This is a genomic window from Microbacterium sp. NPDC057407 (assembly GCF_042803895.1).
GTDB lineage: Bacteria > Actinomycetota > Actinomycetes > Actinomycetales > Microbacteriaceae > Microbacterium.
On sequence record NZ_JBHVCA010000006.1, the window covers coordinates 1 to 22,793 of the forward strand.

The following is a 22,793-nucleotide window of genomic DNA, read 5'->3' on the forward strand; positions in this document are numbered from 1 at the left end:
TGACAAGTGCACGCTGTTGAGTTCTCAAGGATCGGACGCACCCACCCACCAACCACACAGGCCAGCACAGCAGGGCAACTTCACAATCTTATCCGACCTCGGCCCGCTCGTCAAATCGGCGGCATCCAGGTCGTCGACCCGATGCCGCGGTCATCGACCGCGCCTCCGAGGAGGATCTCCCACCGGGCCCGAGAGCCAGTCCTCCGAAGAGGTGTCGGTGAGGTGTTTTCCGCTTGAGGGGGCGGGGCCTTCGGCCTCTCCGCTCTTCCCTTTGGGGCGAACAACAAGAACATTACGTGTCGGGCGCCCCGCCGTCCAATCGAGGCAGCATCCCGGGCGTGTCGCGCAGTGTGCCGCCCCAACGCGGCGGGATCGCCCCACCGAAAAGTGTCAGCTGCGCGTTGAGACGTTCGCGCGCGCTGTGCGCCGCCGCTGCACCGCGGCGCACAGCACCGCGGTGGCCAGTCCCCATGCCGCGCAGGCGGGAGGGAGCACGCGGTAGGCGAGATGAGCGACGGTGAAGTCGGAATCGATCGGCCCGAGGACGGCCAGCCCGCCCGCCCAGGCGACGAGGAGGACCACCGGCAAGGACGCCCACCACGCCCAGCGCACGCCGTGGGGGAGAACGCGCGCGACCTGCCCCGTGGCGTCGCGCCGGGACAACCAGACCATCATCCAGACGCCGAGGACGGCGAGCCCGATCACGGAGGACCCGTGCTGGAGCCATTTGTACCCCGGTAGAGCGCCCCATTCCTCGGCGAGCGCCGGAATCGCGGCGACTCCCCACCGTCCCTCGTGGGTGAAGAGGTCCCAGACGATGTGACTCACCACGCCGAGCGCCAGGGACACCGCGAGAAGGACGAGCCCTCCCCACGACACCCGCCACCGCTGCGATGCCAGACCCGCCGCCGGGAGGACGGCGAAGGTCTCGCGAAACGCCGCCGGAGCGCCGGCATCCCATTCGACGGGCAGCCTCTCCGCCAGCGCGCGGGGTGACAGCTCGCGGATCGCGGGGCGCAGGAGGGTCCGCCACACGAGCAGCAGCACGAGCGCGAGAACGGTGGTGGCACCGAGCCACGCCACATCGTGGGTGAGCCCGTAGCCGAGCGGAAGGAACCGTACGAAAAGGGGCAGGTCGGGGGCCATGGCGCCGACGGCGATGGCCGCCGGGACGAGCGGAGTGCGCACGAAGGGCAGCGCCACCACGGCGTGACTCGGAGTGAACGGCATACGACTCTCGCGCTTCAGGTCCGGGCGGTCACGAGCTGTCGGAGGTCGCCGCGCTCAGGAGCCGACGTACAGTCCGGCGAGGGTCTTCTTGCCGCGCCGAAGCACCGACACGCCGCCCGGCAGGCTGCCCGTCACCGTCGCCGCCTCGTCGTCGACCTTGACCCCGTCGAGCGAGACACCGCCCTGCGCGATCGAACGGCGGGCCTCCGAGAGGCTCGTCACGAGTCCCGTCTCGACGAGGGCCTGCACGACGGGGGTGCCCCGACCCACGGTCGCATGCGGGAGTTCGGCCAGCGCATGCCCGAGCGTCTCGGCATCGAGCGCAGTGAGATCGCCGTGACCGAAGAGCGCCTCGGAGGCCGCGACCACGGCGGCCGCGGCATCCGGTCCGTGAACGAAGCTCGTGACTTCGAGCGCCAGCCGTCGCTGAGCGGCCCGGCGGAACGGCTCGCTGGCCACCAGGCGCTCGTACTCCTCGATCTCGGCGCGTGTGAGGAACGTGAACACCTTCAGCCGCGAGATCACGTCGGCGTCGTCGGTGTTGAGCCAGAACTGGTACATGCGGTACGGGCTGCACATGTCGGGGTCGAGCCAGATGGCGTTGCCCTCGCTCTTGCCGAACTTCGTGCCGTCGCTGTTCGTGATGAGCGGAGTGCCGATCGCGTGCACGGAGACGCCCTCGACGCGATGGATGAGGTCGGTGCCGCTGGTGAGGTTGCCCCACTGGTCGCTGCCGCCCGTCTGCAGCACGCAGCCGTACTGGCGGTACAGCTCGAGGTAGTCCATGCCCTGGAGGATCTGGTAGCTGAACTCCGTGTAGCTGATGCCGGCCTCGGAGTTGAGGCGCGCGGCCACCGCGTCTTTCTTGAGCATGGTGCCGACGCGGTAGTGCTTGCCGATCTCGCGGAGGAAGTCGATGGCGCTCAACGGCGCGGTCCAGTCCAGGTTGTTGACGATGCGCGCCGCGTTGTCGCCCTCGAAGCTGAGGAAGCGCTCGACCTGCGAACGGAGGCGATCGACCCATTCGGCGACGGTCTCGCGCGTGTTGAGCGTGCGCTCCGCGGACGGCCGGGGGTCGCCGATGAGGCCCGTCGAGCCGCCGACGAGGCCGAGCGGCCGGTGGCCGGCCAGCTGCAGGCGACGCATCGTGAGGAGCTGCACGAGATTGCCCAAGTGCAGGCTGGGAGCGGTCGGGTCGAATCCGCAGTAGTACGTGATCGGGCCATCGGCCAGCAGGGCGCGCAGCGCGTCCTGGTCGGTGGACACATGCACGAGCCCCCGCCACACGATCTCGTCCCAGACGTTGTCGAAGGTCGGGTCGTTGGCGGGCGCTGACGCGCTCACGACGGTTTCAGACACGCGCTTCAGGCTATCAGCGGGCGCACGGATGCCGCGGCCGCCGCCGGACGCCCGGGGACGAGGCATCCGCCGTCCCTCCCGTCACGCCGCTGCGTCGAGGCGCGCGAGCTGGTCCGGTGAGAGCGCGCGTGGCATGTCGCCCGCGGCGTGGCTCGCGGGAAGCACACGTTGCATATGTCTCGGGGCTAAACCGTCGAGGATTTAGCCTGGGAGCTTTACGTGCGGGGGGACCGCAGGCTAAACTTTCCGAATGTTAGATCCGAGGCTAAAGGCGACGCTGTGTTCGTGATCACCGCCGACCAGCGCGGCAGCCGCACGCGCTCCGACTTGGTCCCCGAGGGCATCGCGGCGGTCGCCGAGGCTGCCGGCACGAGGCTCACCCTCGCTCCGGAACGGACCGCCGGCGACGAGCTGCAGGTCGCACTACCCGACCCGGCTGCCGTCCTCGATGTCGTGCTCGACCTCACGCGGGCCGGCAGCTGGAGCGTGGGCGTCGGAGTCGGACCGGTAGAAGAACCGCTGCCCGCGCAGGTTCGGGCCGGGCGCGGCACCGCCTTCGTGAACGCTCGCGACGCGGTGGAACGAGCCAAGCGGACGCCCACCCGACTCGCCATCACCGGCGGCGAGGGCGGCGCCGACGCCGAGGCGCTCCTGCGTCTGCTCGTCGAGCTGCGCGACCGGCGGACGGTCGAAGGATGGGAGATCTACGACCTCCTCGCGGAGGGACTCACCCAACGAGAAGCCGCCGCGCGCTTGAGCATCACCGAGGGAGCCGTCAGCCTGCGCGTGCGGAATGCGGGCATCCGAACCGAAGAGGCCGCGATCCCCGCGCTGCACCGGCTGCTGGGCCGCGCCGACGGCGAAGGGCCGGGCGAGGTCGGGGCATGACTCCGCACGCCCACCACCCCGTGCGAGACTGAGCCGCATGATCGTCCCGACCAGCCTCCACCCGCTCGGAATGGCGCTGCTCCTGCTCGCGACGCTCTGCATCGCGCTCGTGCTCGTGATCGTCACGACGAAACGGCCGCGGGAGATTCCGCTTCTGATCGCCGGCGGACTCGTACTCCTCTCGCTGCTGGTGGTCGTCGTCGTCCCGGTGAACGTGCCCCTTCCCGCTGCCGTCGTGATCGCCCTGCTCGGGGTGTCTCTGGCCGCGGTCGGCGGGAGCCCGGTGACGCGCCGCGTGCTCGACGTCGCGACGCACGGTACCGTTCCCGAAGGCGCGCACGGAGGGATCATGCTGCGACCGGCGGCGGTCCCGGGGATCGTCCCCGACGACGCCCCCGAACGGGAGGTGCTCCGCGGCGGCACCACGATCGGCTACCTCGAGCGACTCGCGGTCGCCATCGCCATCATCGTCGGCTACCCCGAGGCCATCGCCGTCGTCGTGGCGATCAAGGGCGTCGGGCGCTTCTCCGAACTCGCCTCGGCCGAAGCACGCGAGCGATTCATCATCGGAACGCTCGCGAGCCTGCTCTGGGCCTGCGCCATCGGCGGGGTGGTGCGGCTCGCCATCTGGTGAGCACCAGGCTGGCGGCCGGAATCAGAGCCCGAGAGCGTGAGCCGCGGCCTGCACGCGCTCGACGAGGTCGGCGCGCTGCTCGGCCACCCGCACCGGGGCCGTGCCGCCCGAGCCCGCGCGACTGGCGACCGATCCCTCGACGGTGAGCACCTCGCGCACGTCGGGCGTGAGAGCGGGAGAGACCTCGGCCAGCTGACCGTCCGACACCTCGTGCAGCTCGATCCCCTGCGACTCGCACACACGGACGAGGCGCCCGGAGATCTCGTGCGCGTCACGGAACGGGATGCCTCGCTTCACGAGCCATTCGGCCACATCGGTCGCGAGCGAGAAGCCCTCCGGGGCGGACTGCGCCATCCGCTCGGTGTCGAAGCGGAGCGTCGCCACCATTCCGGCGAAGGCAGGCAGCACGGTCTCGAGGGTGCGCACCGAGTCGAACACCGGCTCTTTGTCTTCCTGAAGATCGCGGTTGTACGCCAGGGGCAGAGCCTTGAGCGTCGCCAGGAGGCCGGTCAGGTTGCCGATCAGCCTTCCCGCCTTCCCGCGGGCCAGCTCGGCGATGTCGGGGTTCTTCTTCTGCGGCATGATGCTCGAACCCGTGGAGTACCCGTCGTCGAGCGTCACGAACCCGAACTCCCGTGTGTTCCACAGGATGATCTCCTCGGCGAATCGCGAGACGTCCACGCCGATCATCGCCGCGATGAAGGCGAACTCGGCCACGACGTCGCGGGCGGCGGTGCCGTCGAGCGAGTTCTCGGCGGGACGTGCGAGTCCGAGCTCGCTCGCGACGAGCTGCGGATCGAGTCCCAGCGTCGAACCCGCGAGCGCTCCGCCGCCGTAGGGCGAGACCTCGGCACGCGCGCTCCAGTCGCGCAGCCGCTCGAGATCTCTGACGAGCGGCCAGGCGTGGGCCTGCAGGTGGTGGGCGAGCAGCACGGGTTGCGCATGCTGCAGGTGAGTGCGGCCGGGCATGACGGCATCGGGGTTGGCTTCGGCCTGCGAGACGAGCGCATCGACCAGGCGAAGGAGCTCGCGGGCGATCGTGCGGCTGTGGTCGAGCAGGTACATGCGCACGAGCGTCGCGATCTGGTCGTTGCGGCTGCGTCCGGCGCGGAGCTTGCCGCCCAGCTCCGGCCCGACGATCCGGATGAGGGCCTGCTCGAGCGCGCCGTGCACGTCCTCGTCGGCCGGCGCCGGGCGAAGCGTCCCGTCCACGACCGCGCGTGAGAGATCGTCGAGCCCGTCGTGCATCGCCCGCTCCTCGTCGGCGGTGAGGTATCCCGCCGCGGCGAGCGCCTTCGCGTGCGCGTGGGAGCCCGCGATGTCATAGAGCGCCAGGTCCCAGTCGAAGTGCGTCGATCGGCTCAGCTCGGCGAGCTCCGGCGACGGTCCGGTCGCGAATCGCGCCCCCCACAGCGCGCCCTCATTGGTTCCCTCGCCCTTGCTCTCGCTCATCGGACCAGCCTATCCGCGCTCGCGTCGGCGACGAGGCGGCTGCTGCGATCGACCAGCCATTCGAAGGGCCCCCGGCCGATCAGCAGCGCCCACGCCGTGCACGCGACGACGGTTCCGCCCACGAGCGGCCAGAACGGCTCGAGGTCGCGGAAGCCGGCCAGATCTCCCGGCGCTCCCAGCACCGCCGTCGCCACCGCGGCCCACACGATGAGCTGACCGATGTACGCCGTCAGCGGCATCGCGCCCACCGCCCGCAGGGGAAGCACCACCCATCGGACGGCAGTCCGGCATGCCAGCAGGCTCGCACCGATGACGGCCAGCGCGAACCCGCCCGACCCAATGACTTCCAGCAGTCCGCTGGAGTGGGCCCGGGCGGTCCACAGCGCACCGCCGTAGGACGAGCTCTCGTCTCCGGCGGTGAGGCCGGATGCGGCATCCAGTCCGTATGCGACGGCAGCGAGAGCGCTGCCGATCGCCAGCGCGCCGACCTGTACCGGGAGCCGGGAGACGCCCGCACGGGCGACGCCCAGGCCCGCGACGAGGAACGCGATCCACGTGGTGAAGGGATAGTGCCATCCGAGCGCCAGCGAGAGCGCTTCGCCGAGAGGCGACCGCCACAGCGGCAGCTCGTCGAGGGCCACCTGCGCGAACGGCATCACGAGCGCGAGCACCGCCGCCAGCATGAGGAGCGATCGAGCACTCAGGGACAGCAGCGGCAGTGCGAGAAGGAAGAGCAGGGCATAGGCCGGGAGGATCACGTAGACCGGAACGCCCGTGAGGATGAGCGCGACGCCGAGAACCCACAGGATGGCCGCACGCACCCCCAGGCGAATGCGGGCGACGCGGAGGCGCTCCCCCCGCACGGGTGTGCCGCCCCCGGTGGCGAGTCCGATCGACACCCCGGCGAGCGTCGCGAACAGGATCGACGAGCGGCCGTCGACCACCGCGATCCACGTCGAGGGCTCGCCCCAGCGGAACGGATCCCGGATCCACAGCAGGTGGGCCGCGAACATGCCCAGCACCGCGAGCCCGCGGGCGAGGTCGACGCCGGCGACCCGATCCGGGCCGTTGAGGCGCAGCCACCGCGTGGCGAGCCACGTCCTGCCCTGCGCATCGGCCACGGGAGCCCGCTTCAGCCCTGCCGCAGCAGCCAGACCAGGAGCGCCTTCTGAGCGTGGAGGCGGTTCTCGGCCTCGTCCCAGACCACGCTCTGCGGGCCGTCGATGACTTCCGCGTCGACCTCGTAGCCACGGTCGGCGGGAAGGCAGTGGATGAAGATCGCGTCGTCCTCGGCGAGCGACATGAGCTCCTGCGTCACCTTGTACGAGCCCAGGTCGCGGAGCCGCGCGAGCTTCTCCTCCTCTTTGCCCATCGACACCCAGGTGTCGGTCACGACGACATCCGCCCCCGCGGCCGCCTCATTGGGGTCGGTGTAGAGGGTGACGGATCCCCCCGTCTCGGCCGCCCGCCGGTCGGCGTCCGCGATCACGTCGTCGCGGGGAGCGTAGGACTCGGGCGACGCGACGCGCACGTGCATGCCGGCCGTGACACCGGCCAGCACGTACGAGTGCGCCATGTTCGACATCCCGTCGCCGAAGAACGCCAGCGTGAGACCCGCCAGCCGTCCCTTGTGCTCGCGGATCGTCAGCAGATCGGCCAGGAGCTGGCACGGGTGGAAGTCGTCGCTGAGGGCGTTGACGACGGGAACCCGCGTGCCCTCCGCCATCTCCTCCAGCCCTGCCTGCGCATACGTGCGCCACACGATCGCCGCGACCTGACGCTCGAGCACCCGCGCGGTGTCGGATGGCGTCTCCTTGCCGCCGAGCTGGCTGTTCGCCGTCGAGATGATCAGCGGGGACCCCCCGAGATCGGCGATGCCCACCGCGAAGGACACGCGGGTGCGGGTCGACGACTTGTCGAAGATCACCGCCACGGTCTGAGGTCCCTCGAGCGGACGGAGCTTCCAGCGATCCTTCTTGAGCGCGACCGCCAGGTCGAGGATCTCGTCCTGTTCGGCCTGCGTCAGGTCGTCGTCACGCAGCAGATGGCGGGTCATGCGGGGACCTCCGTGGGAGTCTCGAGCAGCAGGGCGTCCTCGACCGTCCGCAGTGCGGCGGTGAACAGCTCGACGAACTCGTCGACTTCGACGTCGCCGATCGTGAGAGCGGGGACCAGCCGGATGGTCTCGTCGTTCGGAGCGTTGACGACCAGGCCGTGCTCCTGCGCGGCCGCCACGACCGCTTTCGCGACGGGGTGGGCGAGGGCGACGCCGATGAGGAGCCCGCGGCCGCGCACGCCGACCACGAGAGCGGAGTCGATCCCCAGGATCGCTGCGCGCAGCTGCGTACCCCGCTCGGCGGCGTTCCGCACCAGGTCGGCGCGCTCGATCTCGCCGAGCACCGCACCGGCGACCGCCGTTCCCAGCGCGTTGCCGCCGAAGGTCGAGCCGTGCGTCCCCGGGTAGAAGAGATCGCTCGCCGCGCCGAATGTGATGAGCGCACCGATGGGGAATCCCCCGCCGATCCCCTTGGCCACGGTGATCGCGTCGGGGGTGATGCCGCTGTGCTGGAACGCGAACCACTCCCCCGTCCGTCCCGCACCCGTCTGGATCTCGTCGACGATGAGCAGCGCGCCGTGGCGTGCGGTGATCTCCCGTGCCGCCTCGAGGTACCCGTCCGGCAGCTCGATGACGCCGGCCTCTCCCTTCACCGGCTCGACGAACAGCGCCGCGACGCGATCGTCGATCGCCGCTTCCAGTGCCTCGACGGTGGAGTCGATGAACTCCACACCAGGGGTCATCGGAAGGAAAGGCTCCTGCATGTACGGCTTGCCGGTGAGCGCGAGGGTGCCCATGGTGCGGCCGTGGAACGCGTCCGTGAGGGCGAGGATGCGAGGACGGTCGGCGCCGCCGTGCAGTCGTGCCAGCTTGAACGCCGCCTCGTTGGCCTCGGCCCCGGAGTTGCCGAAGTACACCCGGCCCGTGGGCCCGGTTCCCGCGAGCCGCTTCAGCCGGGCCGCGAGCTCGAGCTGCGGCGGCGTGGCGAAGTAGTTCGACACGTGCGCGAGGGTCGCGGCCTGGTCGGCGAGAGCCCCCACGAAGACCGGATGCGCGTGTCCGAGCGAGTCGACCGCGATGCCCGCGAGGAAGTCGAGGTAGCGCTTGTCGTCGGCGTCCCAGAGGTACGAGCCTTCGCCGCGCACGAACATCGCCATCCGGTCGCCGAAGCTGCGGACGAGGTCTCGTCCGGCGTCTTCCTGCCACGTCATCCGAGCACCACCTCTGTTCCGATTCCCTTGCTGGTGAAGATCTCCACGAGCACCGAGTGCGGCACGCGTCCGTCGATGATCGCGGCCGTCTCGACGCCGCCCTCGACGGCTTCGAGGCACGCCTGCATCTTCGGGATCATCCCGGACTCGAGCGAGGGCAGCATCGCCTTCAGCTCGGTCGAGGTGAGGTGCGACACGAGGGAGTCGCGGCGGGGCCAGTCGGCGTACAGCCCGGGCACGTCGGTGAGGACGACGAGCTTCGCGGCGCCCAGGGCGACGGCGAGGGCGGATGCCGCGGCATCCGCGTTCACGTTCAGACTGTGTCCGGGATGGTCGAGGTCGGGTGCGATGCTCGAGACGACCGGGATCCTGCCCGCGGCGAGCTGGTCGAGCACCGGCTGCGGATCCACCTCGACGACGTCGCCGACCCGGCCGAGGTCGTGCTCGACCCCCTCGATCACCACACCGCGGCGGCGGCCGCCGAAGAGTCCCGCATCCTCGCCGCTGAGCCCGGCGGCGTGGGGCCCGTGGGCGTTGATCTTGGCCACCAGCTGCGGGTTGATCTGACCCGTGAGCACCATGCGGACGACCGAGATCGCCTCGGTGGAGGTCACGCGGTACCCGCCCTTGAACTCGCTGGGGATGGCCAGACGGTCGAGCATCGACGAGATCTGCGGGCCCCCGCCGTGCACGACGACCGGCTTGACCCCGACGTAGCGCAGGTAGGCGATGTCGGCGGCGAACGCGTCCTGCAGCTCGTCGGAGACCATCGCGTTGCCGCCGTACTTGATGACGACGATCTGTTCGCTGAAGCGCTGGAGCCACGGCAGCGACTCGATGAGCGTCGCCGCCTTGAGGCTGGCCTCGTCGGGATCGGTGTCCTGGATCTGAGTCATGAGGAGTACGCGCTGTTCTCGTGGACGTAGTCGTGCGTGAGGTCGTTCGTGAGGATCGTGGCGGACTCGCCGCCGACCTTGAGGTCGATGACGAGGTCGGTCGCACGCGGCGTGAGGTCGACCGCTTCGCGCGGAGCATCGGGGCCACCGGCCGAGCACACCCTGACGCCGTTCATCCAGACGTCCACGTCGTAGGGATCGAAGGCGGCGTCGGTCGTGCCGATCGCGGCGAGCACCCGGCCCCAGTTGGGATCGTTGCCGAAGATGGCCGCCTTGAAGAGGTTGTTGCGGGCGACCGAGCGCCCCACGTCGACGGCATCCTGCTCGGACGCCGCGTTCACCACCCGGATGGTGATGTCGTGGCTGGCGCCTTCGGCGTCGGACTGCAGCTGCACGGCGAGATCGCGGCTGACCTCGGCGAGCGCAGCGGCGAACTCGGCCGGGTCGGGCGCGATGCCGGAGGCTCCGCTCACGAGGAGCGTCACCTGGTCGTTGGTCGACATGCAGCCGTCGGAGTCGAGCCGGTCGAAGGTGCGCGCGGTGGCCGATCGCAGGGCCGCGTCGGCCTGCGCGGCGTCGAGCACCGCGTCGGTGGTGATCACCACGAGCATGGTCGCCAGGCCGGGCGCCAGCATCCCGGCGCCCTTCGCCATCGCGCCGATGGACCATCCGTCGCGCGAGAGGCTCGACCGCTTGGGTCGGGAGTCGGTCGTCATGATCGCGAGGGACGCGGCTTCTCCCCCATCGGCCGACAGCTCGGCGATCGCCTGCTCGGTCCCGGCGAGAACCTTGGCCCGGAAGACCTCGTCGCCCGTGCCGATCAGCCCGGTCGAGCACACCAGCACGTCGCCGGCGCCCACGTCGAGCAGGGCGGCCGCCTTCTCGGCGGTCTGGTGGGTCGTCTGGAACCCGAACGACCCGGTGAAGCAGTTCGCACCACCGGAGTTGAGGACCACCGCCTCGACGACGCCGTCGCGCACCGCCTCTTCGGACCAGATGATGGGATTGGCCTTGGCCCGGTTGCTGGTGAAGACGGCGGCTCCCACCTTCAGCGGCCCGCGGTTGACGACGACGGCCACGTCGGGCTTGCCCGTCGACTTCAACCCCGCGGCCACCCCGGCTGCCTCGAAGCCCGCCGGCACGGTGACGCTCACGGCGCGACCCCGTTCACGGCGAGCGCGGTCCCCTCGGCGAGGCCGAGCGCGATGTTCATGGACTGCACGGCCGCTCCCGCTGTTCCCTTGGTGAGGTTGTCGAGCGCCGCCACCACGACCACGCGCCCGGCGGCGCGATCGATCGCCAGGCCCATCAGCGCGGTGTTGGCGCCGATGACGTCGGCGGTGCGCGGGAACTGGCCCTCGGGCAGCAGCTGCACGAAGGTCTCGTCGCCGTAGGCGGTCTCCCACGCCGCCCGCACCTCTTCGTCGGAGACGCCGGGGGCGAGGGGCGCGGTCGACGTGGCGAGGATTCCCCTCGACATCGGGACGAGCACCGGCGTGAACGAGATGCGGATGCCTTCGTCGGCGCCTCCCGCAGACGACGGCCGCGCGGCGGCGAGCGCCTGGCGGATCTCGGGGACGTGCCGGTGCGTGCCGCCGACGGCGTAGGGGTTGGCGCTGCCGAGGATCTCGCTCGCCAGGAGGTTGGTCTTCAGGCTCTTCCCGGCACCCGACGGGCCGACCGCGAGGACGGTGACGATGTCGGACGGGTCGATGACGCCCGCCGCGACGCCCGGCGCGAGCGACAGCGACACGGTCGAGGCGTTGCAGCCCGGGGCGGCGATGCGAGCGGCGCCGACCAGCCGCTCGCGCTGCTTCGACCCGCCGACGGGGAGCTCGGGGACGCCGTAGGCCCACGGTTCGTGGAAAGAGCCGCCGTAGAAGCGATCCCAATCGGCCACCGACTCGAGCCGGTGGTCGGCGCCGGCGTCGATCACCAGCGGCGTGTCCCGGAGGGCGTCCGTGTACTGCCCGGACTGACCATGCGGAAGGGCGAGGAAGACGATGTCGTGACCGGCGAGCACCTCGGGCGTGGTCTCGGCCAGTGTCAGGTGGGCGAGCGAGCGCAGATGCGGCTGGTGCTGGATGAGCGGCTGCCCCGCGTTGGAGTGCGCGGTGACGGTGCGGATCTCGACGTCGGGATGCGCGGCGAGGATCCGCAGGATCTCGCCGCCCGCATAGCCGGATGCGCCGGAGACGGCGACCGAATATGTCATGGATTCCACCTTAGAGTCTGGGTGCGGGAGCCGGAGACGGCGACGCCCGAGGGTCCACGACAGACCGCGTGCGGGGTCGCCTAGAGTCGGCGCTCGCCCAGACGGCGTCGGCGCGCAGGAGAAGCGCTCGAGACGAGCGTCAGTGTTCCCTGGGGCGCCGAAGGCATGCCGCGACGATAGCCGCAGGGTCGCGGCATCCGCAAATCCGGCGGCGGCGCGCTACGCCAGCTGCGCCAGCAGCGCCAACTCGTCGGGCCGGGAGAGGCCGGCGCGGCGGTCCCGATCCAGGCCCCGCGACCGCTCGTCGTCGAGGGTCCGTCGGAGCGTCTCACCGATGGGCCGCAGCCTGCCGCCGAGAAGTCGGTAGACGGCGTTCGAGCGCGTCCAGAACCCCGGCATGTCGGCCGGGAGCCACAGCGGCAGCGACCGCGGGCCCATCCAGTAGGCGACGCCGTGCTCCGCCAGCCAGCCGGCATCCGCCGAGCGCTGACGTCCGGCGAATCCGGCCGCCGTCGCCGCCTCCCGCAGCAGCGCATCGAGCGGGAGCGGATCTCCTACCGCGTTGGCGACGCCCGTCCAGCGTTCCCGCCCGATGGCCGCGACGAAGTCGGCCAGGTCGTCCACGTCGATGACCTGCGCCCCCAGCCCGTGGCCCGGCGGGACGAGGACATCGCCGTCTGCGGCGAGCGCGAACCGGCCGACCCAGTAGCCGAACCGGTCCGTCGGGTCGCCCGGGCCCACGATGAGCCCCGGGCGGACCACCGCGGCGCGGTGCCCGAGTCCCACGCGGACGGATGCCTCGGCCGCCGCCTTCGCGCGGCCGTAGTCCGCTTCGTCGTCGGGGCCGAGTGGCGCGAGGAGCTCAGCCGACTCGTCCTCGCCGGGACGGTCGTTCGCGGCGTACACCGACACGGTGGAGATGTACGTCCAGTGCTTCGCGCGGCCGCCGAGCGCATCGACGGCCGCCGCGACATGCACCGGATTCGACGAGATGTCGACCACTTCGTCCCAGTCCCGCCCCGACACCTGGTCATAGGGCGCCGACGCATCGCGATCCGCGGGCGCGAGGGTCGTCCCGTAGGGCGCCGGGCGTCCGCCCCGCGCGAGACAGGTGACGGATGCCCCGGCATCCGCCCAGCGCTCGGCGATCCGTCCGCTCAGCCAGCCCGTTCCACCCAGCACCAGTACGTCGGTCATGCGTCCAGCCAACCAGAACGTCGCTGCGAGGTCTCGGGACTACTCGCGCAGGGTGGCTCCGAAGCGCTCCGCCGCGACGGCCACACCGGCGAGCTTCGCCTCCGTGGCCTCCGCCGCGGTCAGCGTGCGATCGGCAGCCCGGAACCGGAGCGCGAACGTCAGGCTCTTCGAGCCCTCCGGCACGCCCTGTCCACGGTAGTCATCGACCAGCCGCAGAGACTCCAGCAGCTCGCCCGCGCCGTCCTGAAGCGCCGACCGCACCTCGGCGGCCGGGATGTCGGCGCCGACGACGAGCGAGACGTCCTGGGTCGCTGCCGGATACCCCGACAGCGAGCCTGCGACGACCTTCTCGCCCGCGAGCGAGAGGACGAGGTCGAGGTTCAGCTCGGCCACGACGACCCGCCCCGCGAGATCGGATGCCTCCGCCACGGTCGGCAGGAGCTCGCCCACGTAGCCCACCTCGGTGCCGGCGACCGACAGCACCCCGGTGCGGCCGGGATGGAGCGCGGCGCGGCGGCCCTGGGCGACGTCGATCCTGACCCCCGCAGCCGCGGCGATCGTTCGGACCGCGTCCACGGCGTCGGCCAGACCGGCGGCCAGCGGCGCGACCCCGGGCTGCTTCGCGACGACGTTGCCCGTCAGCAGCACGGCGACGTGCCGCGGCTGCGGAGGGATCGACGCGTCGAGCTCGGCGAGGGTCGAGGCATCCGGTCGCACCGCCAGCGGCGGCACGTGGGACGTGCCGTAGCGCACGCCCGCCTTCGGCAGGAACACCGCCCCCGCCTCGAACAGTGCGAGGTCGGTGAAGCCGCGCGAGACGTTGCGGTGGGCCACCTGGAGCAGGTTCGGCACGAGCGAGCGGCGCAGGAACGGGGCCTGGCCGTCGAGAGGATTGGCCAGCTTGACGCTCGGGAGGTGCTCGCCCGAGGCCGAGCCGTGGAGGTCGTTGTGCTCTTCGGTGGTGAAGGGGAACGACGGCGTCTCGACGAAGCCCGCCGCGGCGAGGGCGTTCGCGACGCGGCGGCGACCCTGCTGCGCGGACGTGAGCCCGCGTCCCGACGGGGGCAGCGGCAGCACCGAGGGGATGCGGTCGTAGCCCTCGATGCGGGCGACCTCCTCGGCCAGCGTCCACTTGTCGGTGAGGTCGGGGCGCCACGACGGCGGTGTGACCCACCACTGCGACTCTTCCGATGCGGCGCCGCTCTCGCTCACCTCGGCGCCGATCATCTCGAGCGCCGCGACGATCTCGCCCTCGGTGTAGGGCACCCCGATCAGAGCCGGCACGAAATCCTTCGGCAGCCCGATCGCGCGCTGCTCGACGGCCGCGAACAGCGCGCCGCCCGTCTCGACGTCGAGGGTGCCGCCCGCGTACTCGACCATGAGCTCGGCGACGCGTTCCGCCGCGACGAAGGGGATCAGCGGGTCGACGCCCCGTTCGAACCGGCGCGAGGCCTCACTGGGAAGCTTGTGGCGCCGTGCCGTGCGCGCAATCGACACCGTGTCGAACGTCGCGGCCTCGATGAGGACGTTGCGGGTCGCCTGGGTCATCTCGGTCGTGCCGCCGCCCATGACGCCGGCCAGGCCGATCGGCCCCGACTCGTCGGTGATGAGGAGGTCTTCAGGGCTCAGGGTGCGGATCTTGCCGTCGAGGGTCTCGAGCTTCTCGCCGGCGTGTGCGCGGCGGACGGTGATCCCGCCCTGGAGCTTGTCGAGGTCGTAGCCGTGGATCGGCTGGCCGAGCTCCACCATGACGTAGTTGGTGATGTCGATGAGGATGCCGAGCGAGCGGATGCCGGCCAGCGTCAGCCGCGCCACCATCCACGCCGGGGTCGGCTTCGTGGGATCGACGTCGCGCACGATCCGGGCGACGAACTCCGACGCCCCCACGCGGCCGCGGATGGGCGCACGATCGTCGACGGCGACCGGGAAGCCCCCGGTGGGCTGGTGCAGGTCCTCCCACGCGCGCAGGCCGGGGTCGCGGAAGGCCGCGCCCGTCGCGTGGGAGTACTCTCGCGCGACGCCGCGGATGGAGAGGGCGTAGCCCCGGTCGGGCGTGACGTTGATGTCGACCGCGACGTCGTCGAGCCCGAGCAGGGCGATCGCGTCGGTGCCGACGGGTGCGTCGAGGCCGAGCTCGACCAGCCGGAGGATGCCGCTGTGCTCGTCGCCGAGTCCGAGCTCCTTCGCCGAGGCGATCATGCCGTCGGACACGTGTCCGTAGGTCTTGCGCGCGGCGATCGGGAACGGCCCGGGCAGCACCGATCCGGGAAGCGTCACCACGACCTTGTCGCCGACGAAGAAGTTGCGGGCGCCGCAGACGATGCCGTGCACGGCGTCCCCGCCGTCGGCCGCCTTCTCACCTTCGGGCGCGACGCGCACCTGGCACCACCGGATCGTCTTGCCGTTGGACTGCGGCTCCTCGACGAAATCGAGCACCTCGCCGACGACGATGGGGCCCTCCAGGTCGAAGCGGAAGACGTCCTCCTCTTCGAAGCCGACCGACACCAGGGCGGCCAGGACGTCCTCGGCCGTGGCGTCGTGCGGGACGTCGACGAATTCGCGGAGCCACGAGAGCGGGACGCGCATCAGACCACCATTCCGAACTGCTCGCTGAAGCGCACATCGCCCTCGGCCATGTCGCGCATGTCGTGGACGTCGCTGCGGAACATGAGGGTGCGCTCGACGCCCATGCCGAAGGCGAAGCCCGAATACTCCTCCGGGTCGATCCCGGCCGCGCGCAGGACGTTGGGGTTGATCATCCCGCAGCCGCCCCACTCGATCCACCGCGCCCCGCCCTTGAAGGTGGGATGCCACAGGTCGAGTTCTGCGGAGGGCTCCGTGAACGGGAAGTAGTTCGCCCGGAACCGGGTCTTCGCCTCGGCCCCGAACAGCACCTTCGCGGCGTGGTCGAGCGTGCCCTTCAGGTGCGCCATCGTGATGCCCTTGTCGACGACGATGCCCTCGAACTGGGTGAAGACGGGCAGATGCGTCGCGTCGAACTCGTCGGTGCGGTACACCCGCCCGGGGCACAGCACGTACAGCGGCAGATCGCGCTCGAGCATCGAGCGGACCTGGACCGGGCTCGTGTGGGTGCGCATCACGAGGTGCCGTTCGACGGGGTCGACGAAGAACGTGTCCTGCATCTGCCGGGCCGGGTGGTCTTCGTCGAAGTTGAGAGCGTCGAAGTTGAACCACTCGTGCTCGAGCTCGGGCCCCTCTGCGATCTCCCACCCCATGCCGACGAAGATGTCGGAAATCTGGTCCTGGAGGAGGGAGATCGGATGGCGCGCCCCTACGCGGGCCCGCTGGGCGAGGGCCGTGACGTCCACCCTCTCCGCCTCCAGGCGGGCCGCGGTCTCGGCCTCGGCGAGCTCCTGCTCGCGCGACGCGAACGCCTGCGTGACGCGGCCGCGGGCCTGGCCCACGAGCTTGCCGAACTCGGCCTTCTTCTCGTTCGGCACATCGCGGAGCCGCGCGTTCAGCCGAGCGAGCGGCGAGCCTTCGGCGGTGTGCGCGGCGCGAGCGGCCTTCAGCGCCGCGGTGTCACCCGCTGCGGCCACGGCGTCGAGCGCCGCCTGCACCGCCGATTCCACCGCCTCAGCGGTGATCTCCGCGGACGGGTTCAGTGGTACGTCAGACACGAAGAGAGAGTCTACCGAGAGCGGATGCCTCGCCTGCTCCGGACCACGTCGACAGCGGCCGTCGGGTCAGGCTCCCCCGCTCTGCCCGTACCTCCCCGCCGCGCGCTGCGCGACGATCAGCTCGGTATCGGTGATCTCCTGCACCGGCTGCTCCGCAGCAGCCACGCGGCCGGTCTTCCCCGAGCGGCGCAGTCGCTTCTCGACCGTGTTGGCCACGAGCGACAGGATCAGACAGAGCGCGATGTAGATCGCACCCACGACGATCGTGGCCGGGACGATCGGCGAGTCGAGCACGGCCTGCGATCCGAGGAATCGGGCATAGAACAGCAGCTCGGGGTAGGTGATGATGAACCCGAGCGCGGTGTCCTTCAGGGTCACCACGAGCTGGGCGATGATGACCGGCATCATGGCGCGGATGGCCTGCGGGAGCAGGACGAGCCGCATGACCCCCGCCTTGCGCAGTCCGATCGCGTAGCCGGCCTCCTTCTGGCCGCGCGGGAGCGACTCCACCCCGGCGCGGATCACCTCGGCCAGCACCGACCCGTTGTAGGCGATGAGCGCGATCACGACGGCCCAGTACGAGGGCATCCGGATGCCGATCACCGGGAGGCCGTAGTAGAGCAGGAACATGAAGATCAGCACCGGGATGGCGCGTAGCACCTCGACCACGGCACCGACCGGAATGCGGATCCAGGCGTGGTCAGACATCCGTCCGATCGCGAGCACGAACCCGAGGATCAGCGCGCCGATCGCCGCGACGATAAAGGCGGCGAGCGTGCGCAGCGTCGCCAGCCCCAGCTGGATCCAGACGTTGGTGTACGTGAACGCGGCCCACTTCTCGGCCGAGAACTGCCCGGTGACCGCGAGGCGCCACACGAAGAAGCCGACGATCGCGGCGACGACGAGGATCGTCAGGACGCCGAGCACGCGGTTGCGCGTGATGGCGCGGGGACCCGGGACGTCGTAGAGGACCGAGCTCATCAGCGGGCCACCTTCCATCGGTTCTCGAGGGAGCGCTGGGCCCACGAGAGGAGGAGCACCATGGCGACGAAGATCGCCATCACCCACAGGATGACGACGAACTGGTTCTCACCGCGCTCGCTCAGGTAGTTGCGCATCGATCCGAGGTTCACCACGGAGAACCCTGCGGCCACGGTGGTGTTCTTCAGCAAGGCGATGAAGACGCTCATCATGGGCGGGATGACCGACCGGAACGCCTGCGGCATGACGACGAGCGTCATGACCTGCCCGAAGGTGAGGCCGAGCGCCCGCGCCGCCTCGGCCTGGCCCACGGGCACCGTGTTGATGCCGGACCGGATGGTCTCGGCGACGTAGGTGGCGGTGTAGATGCCGAGCGCGCAGATCGCGAGGGTCAGCGAGACCGGCGCCGTGAGGCGAAGCCCCAGCAGCGGCGGCAGCGCGAAGGCGAAGGCGAAGAACACGAGGGTGAGCGGCGTGTTCCTGATCGTGTTCACGTAGAGAGCACCCACTGCTCGGGCGACAGGGATCGGCGACACCCGCATCGCACCGACGATCGTCCCCAGGATCAGCGCGAGCAGCCCGCCCGCGAAGAACAGGATCAACGTGCCGACGAGGGTCTCGACCCACAGGTCGAGGTTGTCGGTGATGACGCCCACGCGTCCTCCTTAGCGCTGAGAGGGTGAGAGGTCCCGGGGGCGGCCCGCGCCACCCCCGGGAACGGATCACTCGTCGACGGCCGGCTGGGTGCCGGTGATCCCCGCCGGGGCCAGGTACTGCTCGAAGAGCGCCGTCCACACGTCGCCACCGTCGGTGAAGAGCGTGTTGATGTGCTCCTGGAGCGCGCTGTCGCCCTTGGCGAGGCCGACGCCATAGCGCTCCTCGCTGAAGGGCTCGCCGGCGATCTTCAGGTTGTCGGGGTCTTGCGCGACATAGCCGGCGAGGATGGCCTCATCGGTCGTGATGGCGTCGACCGACCCCGCCTTGAGCTGCTCGACGCACTGCGAGTAGGTGTCGTACTCGACGGTGTCGCCGGGGTTGTACTCGTCGCGGATGCGCTGCAGCGGCGTGGACCCCGTGACCGAGCAGACGATCTTGCCCTCGAGGTCGTCGGGTCCGTTGATGTCGTCGTTGTCGGCGGCGACCAGCAGGCCCTGCCCGGTGATGAAGTACGGGCCGGCGAAGTCGATCTGCTCCTTGCGGTCGTCGGTGATCGAGTACGTGCCGACGTAGTAGTCGATGTCGCCGTTGACGATGGCCTGCTCGCGGTTCGCCGACGGGATCGTAACGTATTCGATCTGGTCCTGGTCGTAGCCGAGCGATGCCGCGATCCACCGGGCGATGTCGACGTCGAACCCGGAGCGCTCACCGGTCGTGGGATCTTCCATTCCCAGTCCCGGCTGGTCGTTCTTGACGCCGACGACGACGCCGCCGCGCTCGGTGATCGCATCGAAGGTCGGGCTGCCCTCGAGCGAGACGTCGGACGCGACCTCCCACAGCCCCTCGCTGCTCATGTCGTCGCCGCCGCCGCTGGGGTCCGCGCCGGGCGTGCCGCTGTTGCAGGCGGTGAGCGCGAGCATGGCGATGGCCGAGATGCCGATGCCCGTGATGATCCGTGATTTACGCATGTCTTCTCCTGGTTGCTGTGCGTGCTGGTTCCGTATGTCCGACGTTTCGGGTCCGTGCGGGCGTCGATGAAGGGGGTTGTGCTGCTCGGAATCGTCCTCCTCGGTGGCGGGCCTGACCGTCGTCAGTGGGTCAGGAGCTTGGACAGGAAGTCCTTGGCGCGGTCGCTGCGCGGGTTGGTGAAGAACTCCTCCGGCGTCGCCTGCTCGACGATCTGCCCATCGGCCATGAACACGACGCGGTCGGCGGCCTTGCGGGCAAAGCCCATCTCGTGGGTGACGACGATCATCGTCATGCCGTCCTGGGCGAGCCCCACCATCACGTCGAGGACCTCGTTGATCATCTCCGGGTCGAGCGCGCTCGTCGGCTCGTCGAACAGCATGACCTTCGGCTGCATGGCAAGCGCCCGGGCGATCGCGACGCGCTGCTGCTGGCCGCCCGACAGCTGAGCGGGGAGCTTGCCGGCCTGGTGTCCCACGCCCACGCGATCCAGCAGATCGCGGCCGAGCTTCTCGGCGTCGCCCTTCTTCATGCCCTTGACCTTGAGGGGGCCGAGGGTGACGTTGTCGAGGATCGAGAGGTGCGCGAAGAGGTTGAAGGACTGGAAGACCATGCCGACGTCCGCGCGCAGCGCCGCGAGCTCCTTGCCCTCCTTGGGCAGCTCTTTGCCGTCGATCGTGATCGTTCCGCTGGTGATCGTCTCGAGGCGGTTGATCGTTCGGCAGAGGGTGGACTTGCCCGATCCGGAGGGGCCGATGACCACCACGACCTCGCCGCGGTTGACCGTGAGGTCGATGTCCTTGAGAGCCTGGAAGTCGCCGTAGTGCTTCTGCACTCCCGTGATGTCGACCAGAGGATCACCGCGGCGGACGTTGATGTTCGACGTTCTCGACGCGCTTTCATCGGGCGTCGTCATACCGCCACCCTATGGCGACGCGGTGAGCATCGACCAGGCCCTGGCGCGGGTCTTAACCGTGTTGTAACAGCGGGTGATCGCCGGATGAACCGGTCAGCCGGCACGCTGCGCGAAGGCCGTCTCGTACATGCAGACGCTCGCCGCCGTCGCGAGGTTGAGCGACTCCGCCGCGCCGTAGATCGGCAGGCGCAGCGAGAGGTCGGCGAGCGCGAGCGCCTCCTCGTCGAGCCCTCGGGCCTCGTTGCCGAACAGCCACGCCGTCGGCTCTGAGAGGAGGTCGCGCGAGGCGAGGAAGTCGCCGCCCGCGACGTCGGCCGCGATGACCCTCACTCCCGCCGCATGCGCCCGCTCGACGGCGGTGGCGAGGTCGACGCCGACCGCGACCGGCACATGGAAGAGCGACCCGGTGGTCGCGCGCACGACCTTCGGGTTGTACGGGTCGACGGTGCGGCCGGTGAGCACCACCGCGTCGGCGCCGGCGGCGTCGGCCGCGCGGATGATGGTGCCCAGATTCCCCGGATCCCGCACCTCCTCGCAGATGGCCACGAGACGAGGGGATGCCGCGAACACGTCGCGCACCGACGTCGGCGCCTGTCGCGCCACGGCGACGATCCCCTGGGGGGTGACCGTGTCGGCCATGGAGTCGAGCACGGCCTCCGTGGTGAAGACGACCTCGACGGCCGCATCCCGGGCGGCTTCGCGCACGTCGGCGTGGCGCTCCAGCGCCGTAGGGGTCGCGAACATCTCGACGAGCGTGTCGGGCCGGTGGGCCAGGGCCTCACGCGCCGCCTGCGGGCCCTCCAGGAGGAACAGTCCGGTCTCCTGGCGGGCGCTTCTCTTCGTCAGCTTCGCGACGGCGCGAACTCGCGGAGAGCGGGGGTTCTCGAGCACGCACTCAGCATAGGGTCGATGCGGCTCGAGACACGCGCGGAGCGCCCGCGGCGGCCGAAGCATCCGTCCGCTCGATTCGGGCGAACGACGAAAGGGCGCCCTCCTCGCGGAGGACGCCCCTTCGGGAAAGAACCTGCGTCAGGCGCTCTTGGGAGCGTTGACGTTCTCGGGCAGCGCGGCCTTAGCCGTCTGCACCAGCGACGCGAACACGGCCGGCTCGTTCACGGCCAGCTCGGCCAGCATGCGGCGGTCGACCTGGACACCCGCGAGGCCGAGGCCCTGGATGAAGCGGTTGTAGGTGATGCCGTTCTGACGGCTCGCAGCATTGATGCGCTGGATCCACAGACGACGGAAGTCGCCCTTGCGCTTGCGACGGTCGCGGTACGCGTAGACGAGCGAGTGGGTGACCTGCTCCTTCGCCTTGCGGTACAGACGCGAGCGCTGGCCCCGGTAACCGGAGGCGCGCTCGAGGATGACGCGACGCTTCTTGTGGGCGTTGACGGCCCGCTTGACTCTAGCCATTTCGTTGGTTTCCTAACTTGCGTCGGCGCGCTCAGCGGCCGAGGAGCTTCTTCGCGACCTTGGCGTCGCCCGGAGCGAGGACCTGGTCCTGCGACAGGCGGCGGGTGCGGCGCGTGGGCTTGCCCTCGAAGTTGTGGCGGAGGTTCGCCTGCTGCTTCATGAGCTTCCCGCTGCCGGTGACCTTGAAGCGCTTCTTGGCGCCCGAGTGGGTCTTCTGCTTCGGCATCTGTTCTTCCTTCGTTTCACGTCCCGCATGGGCGGGAGTCGGGTTCCCGCCGTGCGGGAGTCTGTGGGGGACCTACTCGGCCGCAGCCTTATCGGTCGCTTCTTCGTCGGCGTGCGCCGCACCGGTGCGGGCGGATCGCGCGGCCTCCTTGTTCGCGGCGCGCTGAGCGTTCTGCTCGGTCTTCACCTCGGACTTGTTCTTGTGCGGCGCGATCACCATCACCATGTTGCGTCCGTCGATGGTGGGGTTGGACTCGACCGTGCCGAACTCCGCGACGTCCTCTGCGAACTTGCGCAGCAGGCGCACGCCCTGCTCGGGACGGGACTGCTCGCGGCCACGGAACAGGATCATCGCCTTGACCTTGTCGCCGGCCTTGAGGAAGCCCTCGGCGCGCTTGAGCTTGGTCGTGTAGTCGTGGGCCTCGATCTTCAAACGGAACCGGACCTCTTTGAGGACGGTGTTCGCCTGGTTGCGACGCGCTTCCTTGGCCTTCTGCGCAGCCTCGTACTTGAACTTGCCGTAGTCCATGATCTTGACCACGGGCGGCTTCGAGTTGGGGGCCACCTCGACGAGATCGAGGTCGGCCTCCTGGGCCAGGCGCAGCGCCACCTCGATGCGGACGACGCCGACCTGCTCACCCGCGGGTCCGACGAGGCGGACCTCGGGGACGCGGATGCGGTCGTTGGTGCGGGGATCGCTGATGCGGAGCTCCTTGGGTTGCGGCTGGTGATCACCGCGACACGGGAGCATCGCGGGCGGAAGAGGCTCTCATTCCACCCGGCCGGACGCACGGGCGCCGACTCTGCACCCTGTCATCGTGCGCAGCGTTCCGCTGGCGCCCGCCTGCCTCGATCG

22 protein-coding genes are annotated in these 22,793 nt (G+C 70.3%); 2 read left to right on the top strand and 20 right to left on the bottom strand.

What is annotated here, in order from left to right:
* Window positions 1-390: 390 nt before the first annotated feature.
* Together ACFUTX_RS14345 and tyrS are read right to left on the bottom strand one after the other, a co-directional pair.
* A complete protein-coding gene (locus ACFUTX_RS14345) occupies window positions 391-1,230 on the bottom strand; it encodes a DUF4184 family protein (protein ID WP_378866010.1) in 840 nt (279 codons plus the stop codon).
* A 54-nt stretch (window positions 1,231-1,284) separates the two neighbouring features.
* Window positions 1,285-2,589 carry a tyrosine--tRNA ligase gene (tyrS, locus tag ACFUTX_RS14350; RefSeq protein WP_378866013.1) on the bottom strand — a complete coding sequence of 435 codons (1,305 nt, stop codon included), beginning with the start codon at window positions 2,587-2,589 and terminating at the stop codon, window positions 1,285-1,287.
* A gap of 285 nt (window positions 2,590-2,874) precedes the next feature.
* On the opposite strand from tyrS, the gene ACFUTX_RS14355 reads away from it, so the two are divergent.
* Both ACFUTX_RS14355 and ACFUTX_RS14360 read left to right on the top strand, forming a co-directional pair.
* Window positions 2,875-3,477, top strand: coding sequence for a DNA-binding protein (locus tag ACFUTX_RS14355; RefSeq protein ID WP_378866016.1), 603 nt, complete (start codon window positions 2,875-2,877; stop codon window positions 3,475-3,477).
* Window positions 3,478-3,514: 37 nt separating this feature from the next.
* A complete protein-coding gene (locus ACFUTX_RS14360; RefSeq protein WP_378866019.1) occupies window positions 3,515-4,111 on the top strand; it encodes a hypothetical protein in 597 nt (198 codons plus the stop codon).
* A gap of 21 nt (window positions 4,112-4,132) precedes the next feature.
* On the opposite strand, the gene argH is transcribed toward ACFUTX_RS14360, so the two are convergent.
* The 18 genes from argH to infC all read right to left on the bottom strand — a co-directional run bounded on the left by argH (window position 4,133) and on the right by infC (window position 22,688).
* Window positions 4,133-5,563, bottom strand: coding sequence for an argininosuccinate lyase (argH, locus tag ACFUTX_RS14365; protein ID WP_378866022.1), 1,431 nt, complete (start codon window positions 5,561-5,563; stop codon window positions 4,133-4,135).
* The gene (locus ACFUTX_RS14370; protein WP_378866025.1) at window positions 5,560-6,684 is read right to left on the bottom strand and encodes a heparan-alpha-glucosaminide N-acetyltransferase domain-containing protein; all 1,125 of its coding nucleotides are present in this window, start codon (window positions 6,682-6,684) and stop codon (window positions 5,560-5,562) included. Before ACFUTX_RS14370 ends, argH begins: the two co-directional genes overlap by 4 nt.
* A gap of 11 nt (window positions 6,685-6,695) precedes the next feature.
* Window positions 6,696-7,619, bottom strand: a complete 924-nt coding sequence (argF, locus tag ACFUTX_RS14375; protein WP_378866028.1) for an ornithine carbamoyltransferase — start codon at window positions 7,617-7,619, stop codon at window positions 6,696-6,698.
* The gene (locus ACFUTX_RS14380; RefSeq protein WP_378866031.1) at window positions 7,616-8,830 is read right to left on the bottom strand and encodes an acetylornithine transaminase; all 1,215 of its coding nucleotides are present in this window, start codon (window positions 8,828-8,830) and stop codon (window positions 7,616-7,618) included. Before ACFUTX_RS14380 ends, argF begins: the two co-directional genes overlap by 4 nt.
* The gene (gene argB, locus ACFUTX_RS14385; protein WP_378866034.1) at window positions 8,827-9,726 is read right to left on the bottom strand and encodes an acetylglutamate kinase; all 900 of its coding nucleotides are present in this window, start codon (window positions 9,724-9,726) and stop codon (window positions 8,827-8,829) included. Before argB ends, ACFUTX_RS14380 begins: the two co-directional genes overlap by 4 nt.
* On the bottom strand, window positions 9,723-10,880 hold the full coding sequence (argJ, locus tag ACFUTX_RS14390) for a bifunctional glutamate N-acetyltransferase/amino-acid acetyltransferase ArgJ (RefSeq protein WP_378866036.1): 1,158 nt from the start codon (window positions 10,878-10,880) through the stop codon (window positions 9,723-9,725). The genes argB and argJ overlap by 4 nt, the downstream gene beginning before the upstream one ends.
* On the bottom strand, window positions 10,877-11,941 hold the full coding sequence (argC, locus tag ACFUTX_RS14395) for an N-acetyl-gamma-glutamyl-phosphate reductase (RefSeq protein WP_378866039.1): 1,065 nt from the start codon (window positions 11,939-11,941) through the stop codon (window positions 10,877-10,879). The genes argJ and argC overlap by 4 nt, the downstream gene beginning before the upstream one ends.
* 219 nt (window positions 11,942-12,160) lie before the next feature.
* Entirely contained in the window at window positions 12,161-13,138 is a 978-nt protein-coding gene (locus tag ACFUTX_RS14400) for an NAD-dependent epimerase/dehydratase family protein (protein ID WP_378866042.1), read from the bottom strand.
* 39 nt (window positions 13,139-13,177) lie between these two features.
* Window positions 13,178-15,724 carry a phenylalanine--tRNA ligase subunit beta gene (pheT, locus tag ACFUTX_RS14405; RefSeq protein ID WP_378866045.1) on the bottom strand — a complete coding sequence of 849 codons (2,547 nt, stop codon included), beginning with the start codon at window positions 15,722-15,724 and terminating at the stop codon, window positions 13,178-13,180.
* Entirely contained in the window at window positions 15,724-16,764 is a 1,041-nt protein-coding gene (gene pheS / locus ACFUTX_RS14410) for a phenylalanine--tRNA ligase subunit alpha (RefSeq protein ID WP_378866450.1), read from the bottom strand. The genes pheT and pheS overlap by 1 nt, the downstream gene beginning before the upstream one ends.
* Window positions 16,765-16,845: 81 nt before the next feature.
* The gene (locus ACFUTX_RS14415; protein WP_378866047.1) at window positions 16,846-17,760 is read right to left on the bottom strand and encodes an amino acid ABC transporter permease; all 915 of its coding nucleotides are present in this window, start codon (window positions 17,758-17,760) and stop codon (window positions 16,846-16,848) included.
* Window positions 17,760-18,416 (bottom strand): amino acid ABC transporter permease, encoded by a 657-nt coding sequence (locus ACFUTX_RS14420; protein ID WP_378866050.1) that lies wholly within the window; start codon window positions 18,414-18,416, stop codon window positions 17,760-17,762. Before ACFUTX_RS14420 ends, ACFUTX_RS14415 begins: the two co-directional genes overlap by 1 nt.
* A gap of 66 nt (window positions 18,417-18,482) precedes the next feature.
* Window positions 18,483-19,385: a glutamate ABC transporter substrate-binding protein gene (locus tag ACFUTX_RS14425; RefSeq protein WP_378866052.1), complete on the bottom strand. Its 903-nt coding sequence runs from the start codon at window positions 19,383-19,385 to the stop codon at window positions 18,483-18,485.
* Between the two features lie 122 nt (window positions 19,386-19,507).
* Complete coding sequence (locus ACFUTX_RS14430) at window positions 19,508-20,236, bottom strand: amino acid ABC transporter ATP-binding protein (RefSeq protein ID WP_378866453.1); 729 nt, start codon at window positions 20,234-20,236, stop codon at window positions 19,508-19,510.
* Window positions 20,237-20,392: 156 nt separating this feature from the next.
* Complete coding sequence (locus ACFUTX_RS14435; protein WP_378866056.1) at window positions 20,393-21,190, bottom strand: TrmH family RNA methyltransferase; 798 nt, start codon at window positions 21,188-21,190, stop codon at window positions 20,393-20,395.
* A gap of 138 nt (window positions 21,191-21,328) precedes the next feature.
* Complete coding sequence (gene rplT, locus ACFUTX_RS14440; RefSeq protein WP_204979719.1) at window positions 21,329-21,712, bottom strand: 50S ribosomal protein L20; 384 nt, start codon at window positions 21,710-21,712, stop codon at window positions 21,329-21,331.
* 31 nt (window positions 21,713-21,743) lie between these two features.
* Window positions 21,744-21,938 carry a 50S ribosomal protein L35 gene (rpmI, locus tag ACFUTX_RS14445; protein WP_106813610.1) on the bottom strand — a complete coding sequence of 65 codons (195 nt, stop codon included), beginning with the start codon at window positions 21,936-21,938 and terminating at the stop codon, window positions 21,744-21,746.
* A gap of 72 nt (window positions 21,939-22,010) precedes the next feature.
* Window positions 22,011-22,688, bottom strand: coding sequence for a translation initiation factor IF-3 (infC, locus tag ACFUTX_RS14450; protein WP_378866059.1), 678 nt, complete (start codon window positions 22,686-22,688; stop codon window positions 22,011-22,013).
* Window positions 22,689-22,793: the final 105 nt, after the last annotated feature.

Bases quoted from the DNA above. Each gene is read 5' to 3' on its own strand.
- ACFUTX_RS14345 (WP_378866010.1), bottom strand. From the start codon at position 1,230: ATGCCGTTCACTCCGAGTCACGCCGTGGTGGCGCTGCCCTTCGTGCGC.
- ACFUTX_RS14360 (WP_378866019.1), top strand. From the start codon at position 3,515: ATGATCGTCCCGACCAGCCTCCACCCGCTCGGAATGGCGCTGCTCCTG.
- argH (WP_378866022.1), bottom strand. From the start codon at position 5,563: ATGAGCGAGAGCAAGGGCGAGGGAACCAATGAGGGCGCGCTGTGGGGG.
- argF (WP_378866028.1), bottom strand. From the start codon at position 7,619: ATGACCCGCCATCTGCTGCGTGACGACGACCTGACGCAGGCCGAACAG.
- ACFUTX_RS14380 (WP_378866031.1), bottom strand. From the start codon at position 8,830: ATGACGTGGCAGGAAGACGCCGGACGAGACCTCGTCCGCAGCTTCGGC.
- argB (WP_378866034.1), bottom strand. From the start codon at position 9,726: ATGACTCAGATCCAGGACACCGATCCCGACGAGGCCAGCCTCAAGGCG.
- argC (WP_378866039.1), bottom strand. From the start codon at position 11,941: ATGACATATTCGGTCGCCGTCTCCGGCGCATCCGGCTATGCGGGCGGC.
- ACFUTX_RS14400 (WP_378866042.1), bottom strand. From the start codon at position 13,138: ATGACCGACGTACTGGTGCTGGGTGGAACGGGCTGGCTGAGCGGACGG.
- pheT (WP_378866045.1), bottom strand. From the start codon at position 15,724: ATGCGCGTCCCGCTCTCGTGGCTCCGCGAATTCGTCGACGTCCCGCAC.
- ACFUTX_RS14415 (WP_378866047.1), bottom strand. From the start codon at position 17,760: ATGAGCTCGGTCCTCTACGACGTCCCGGGTCCCCGCGCCATCACGCGC.
- ACFUTX_RS14425 (WP_378866052.1), bottom strand. From the start codon at position 19,385: ATGCGTAAATCACGGATCATCACGGGCATCGGCATCTCGGCCATCGCC.
- rplT (WP_204979719.1), bottom strand. From the start codon at position 21,712: ATGGCTAGAGTCAAGCGGGCCGTCAACGCCCACAAGAAGCGTCGCGTC.
- rpmI (WP_106813610.1), bottom strand. From the start codon at position 21,938: ATGCCGAAGCAGAAGACCCACTCGGGCGCCAAGAAGCGCTTCAAGGTC.
- infC (WP_378866059.1), bottom strand. From the start codon at position 22,688: ATGCTCCCGTGTCGCGGTGATCACCAGCCGCAACCCAAGGAGCTCCGC.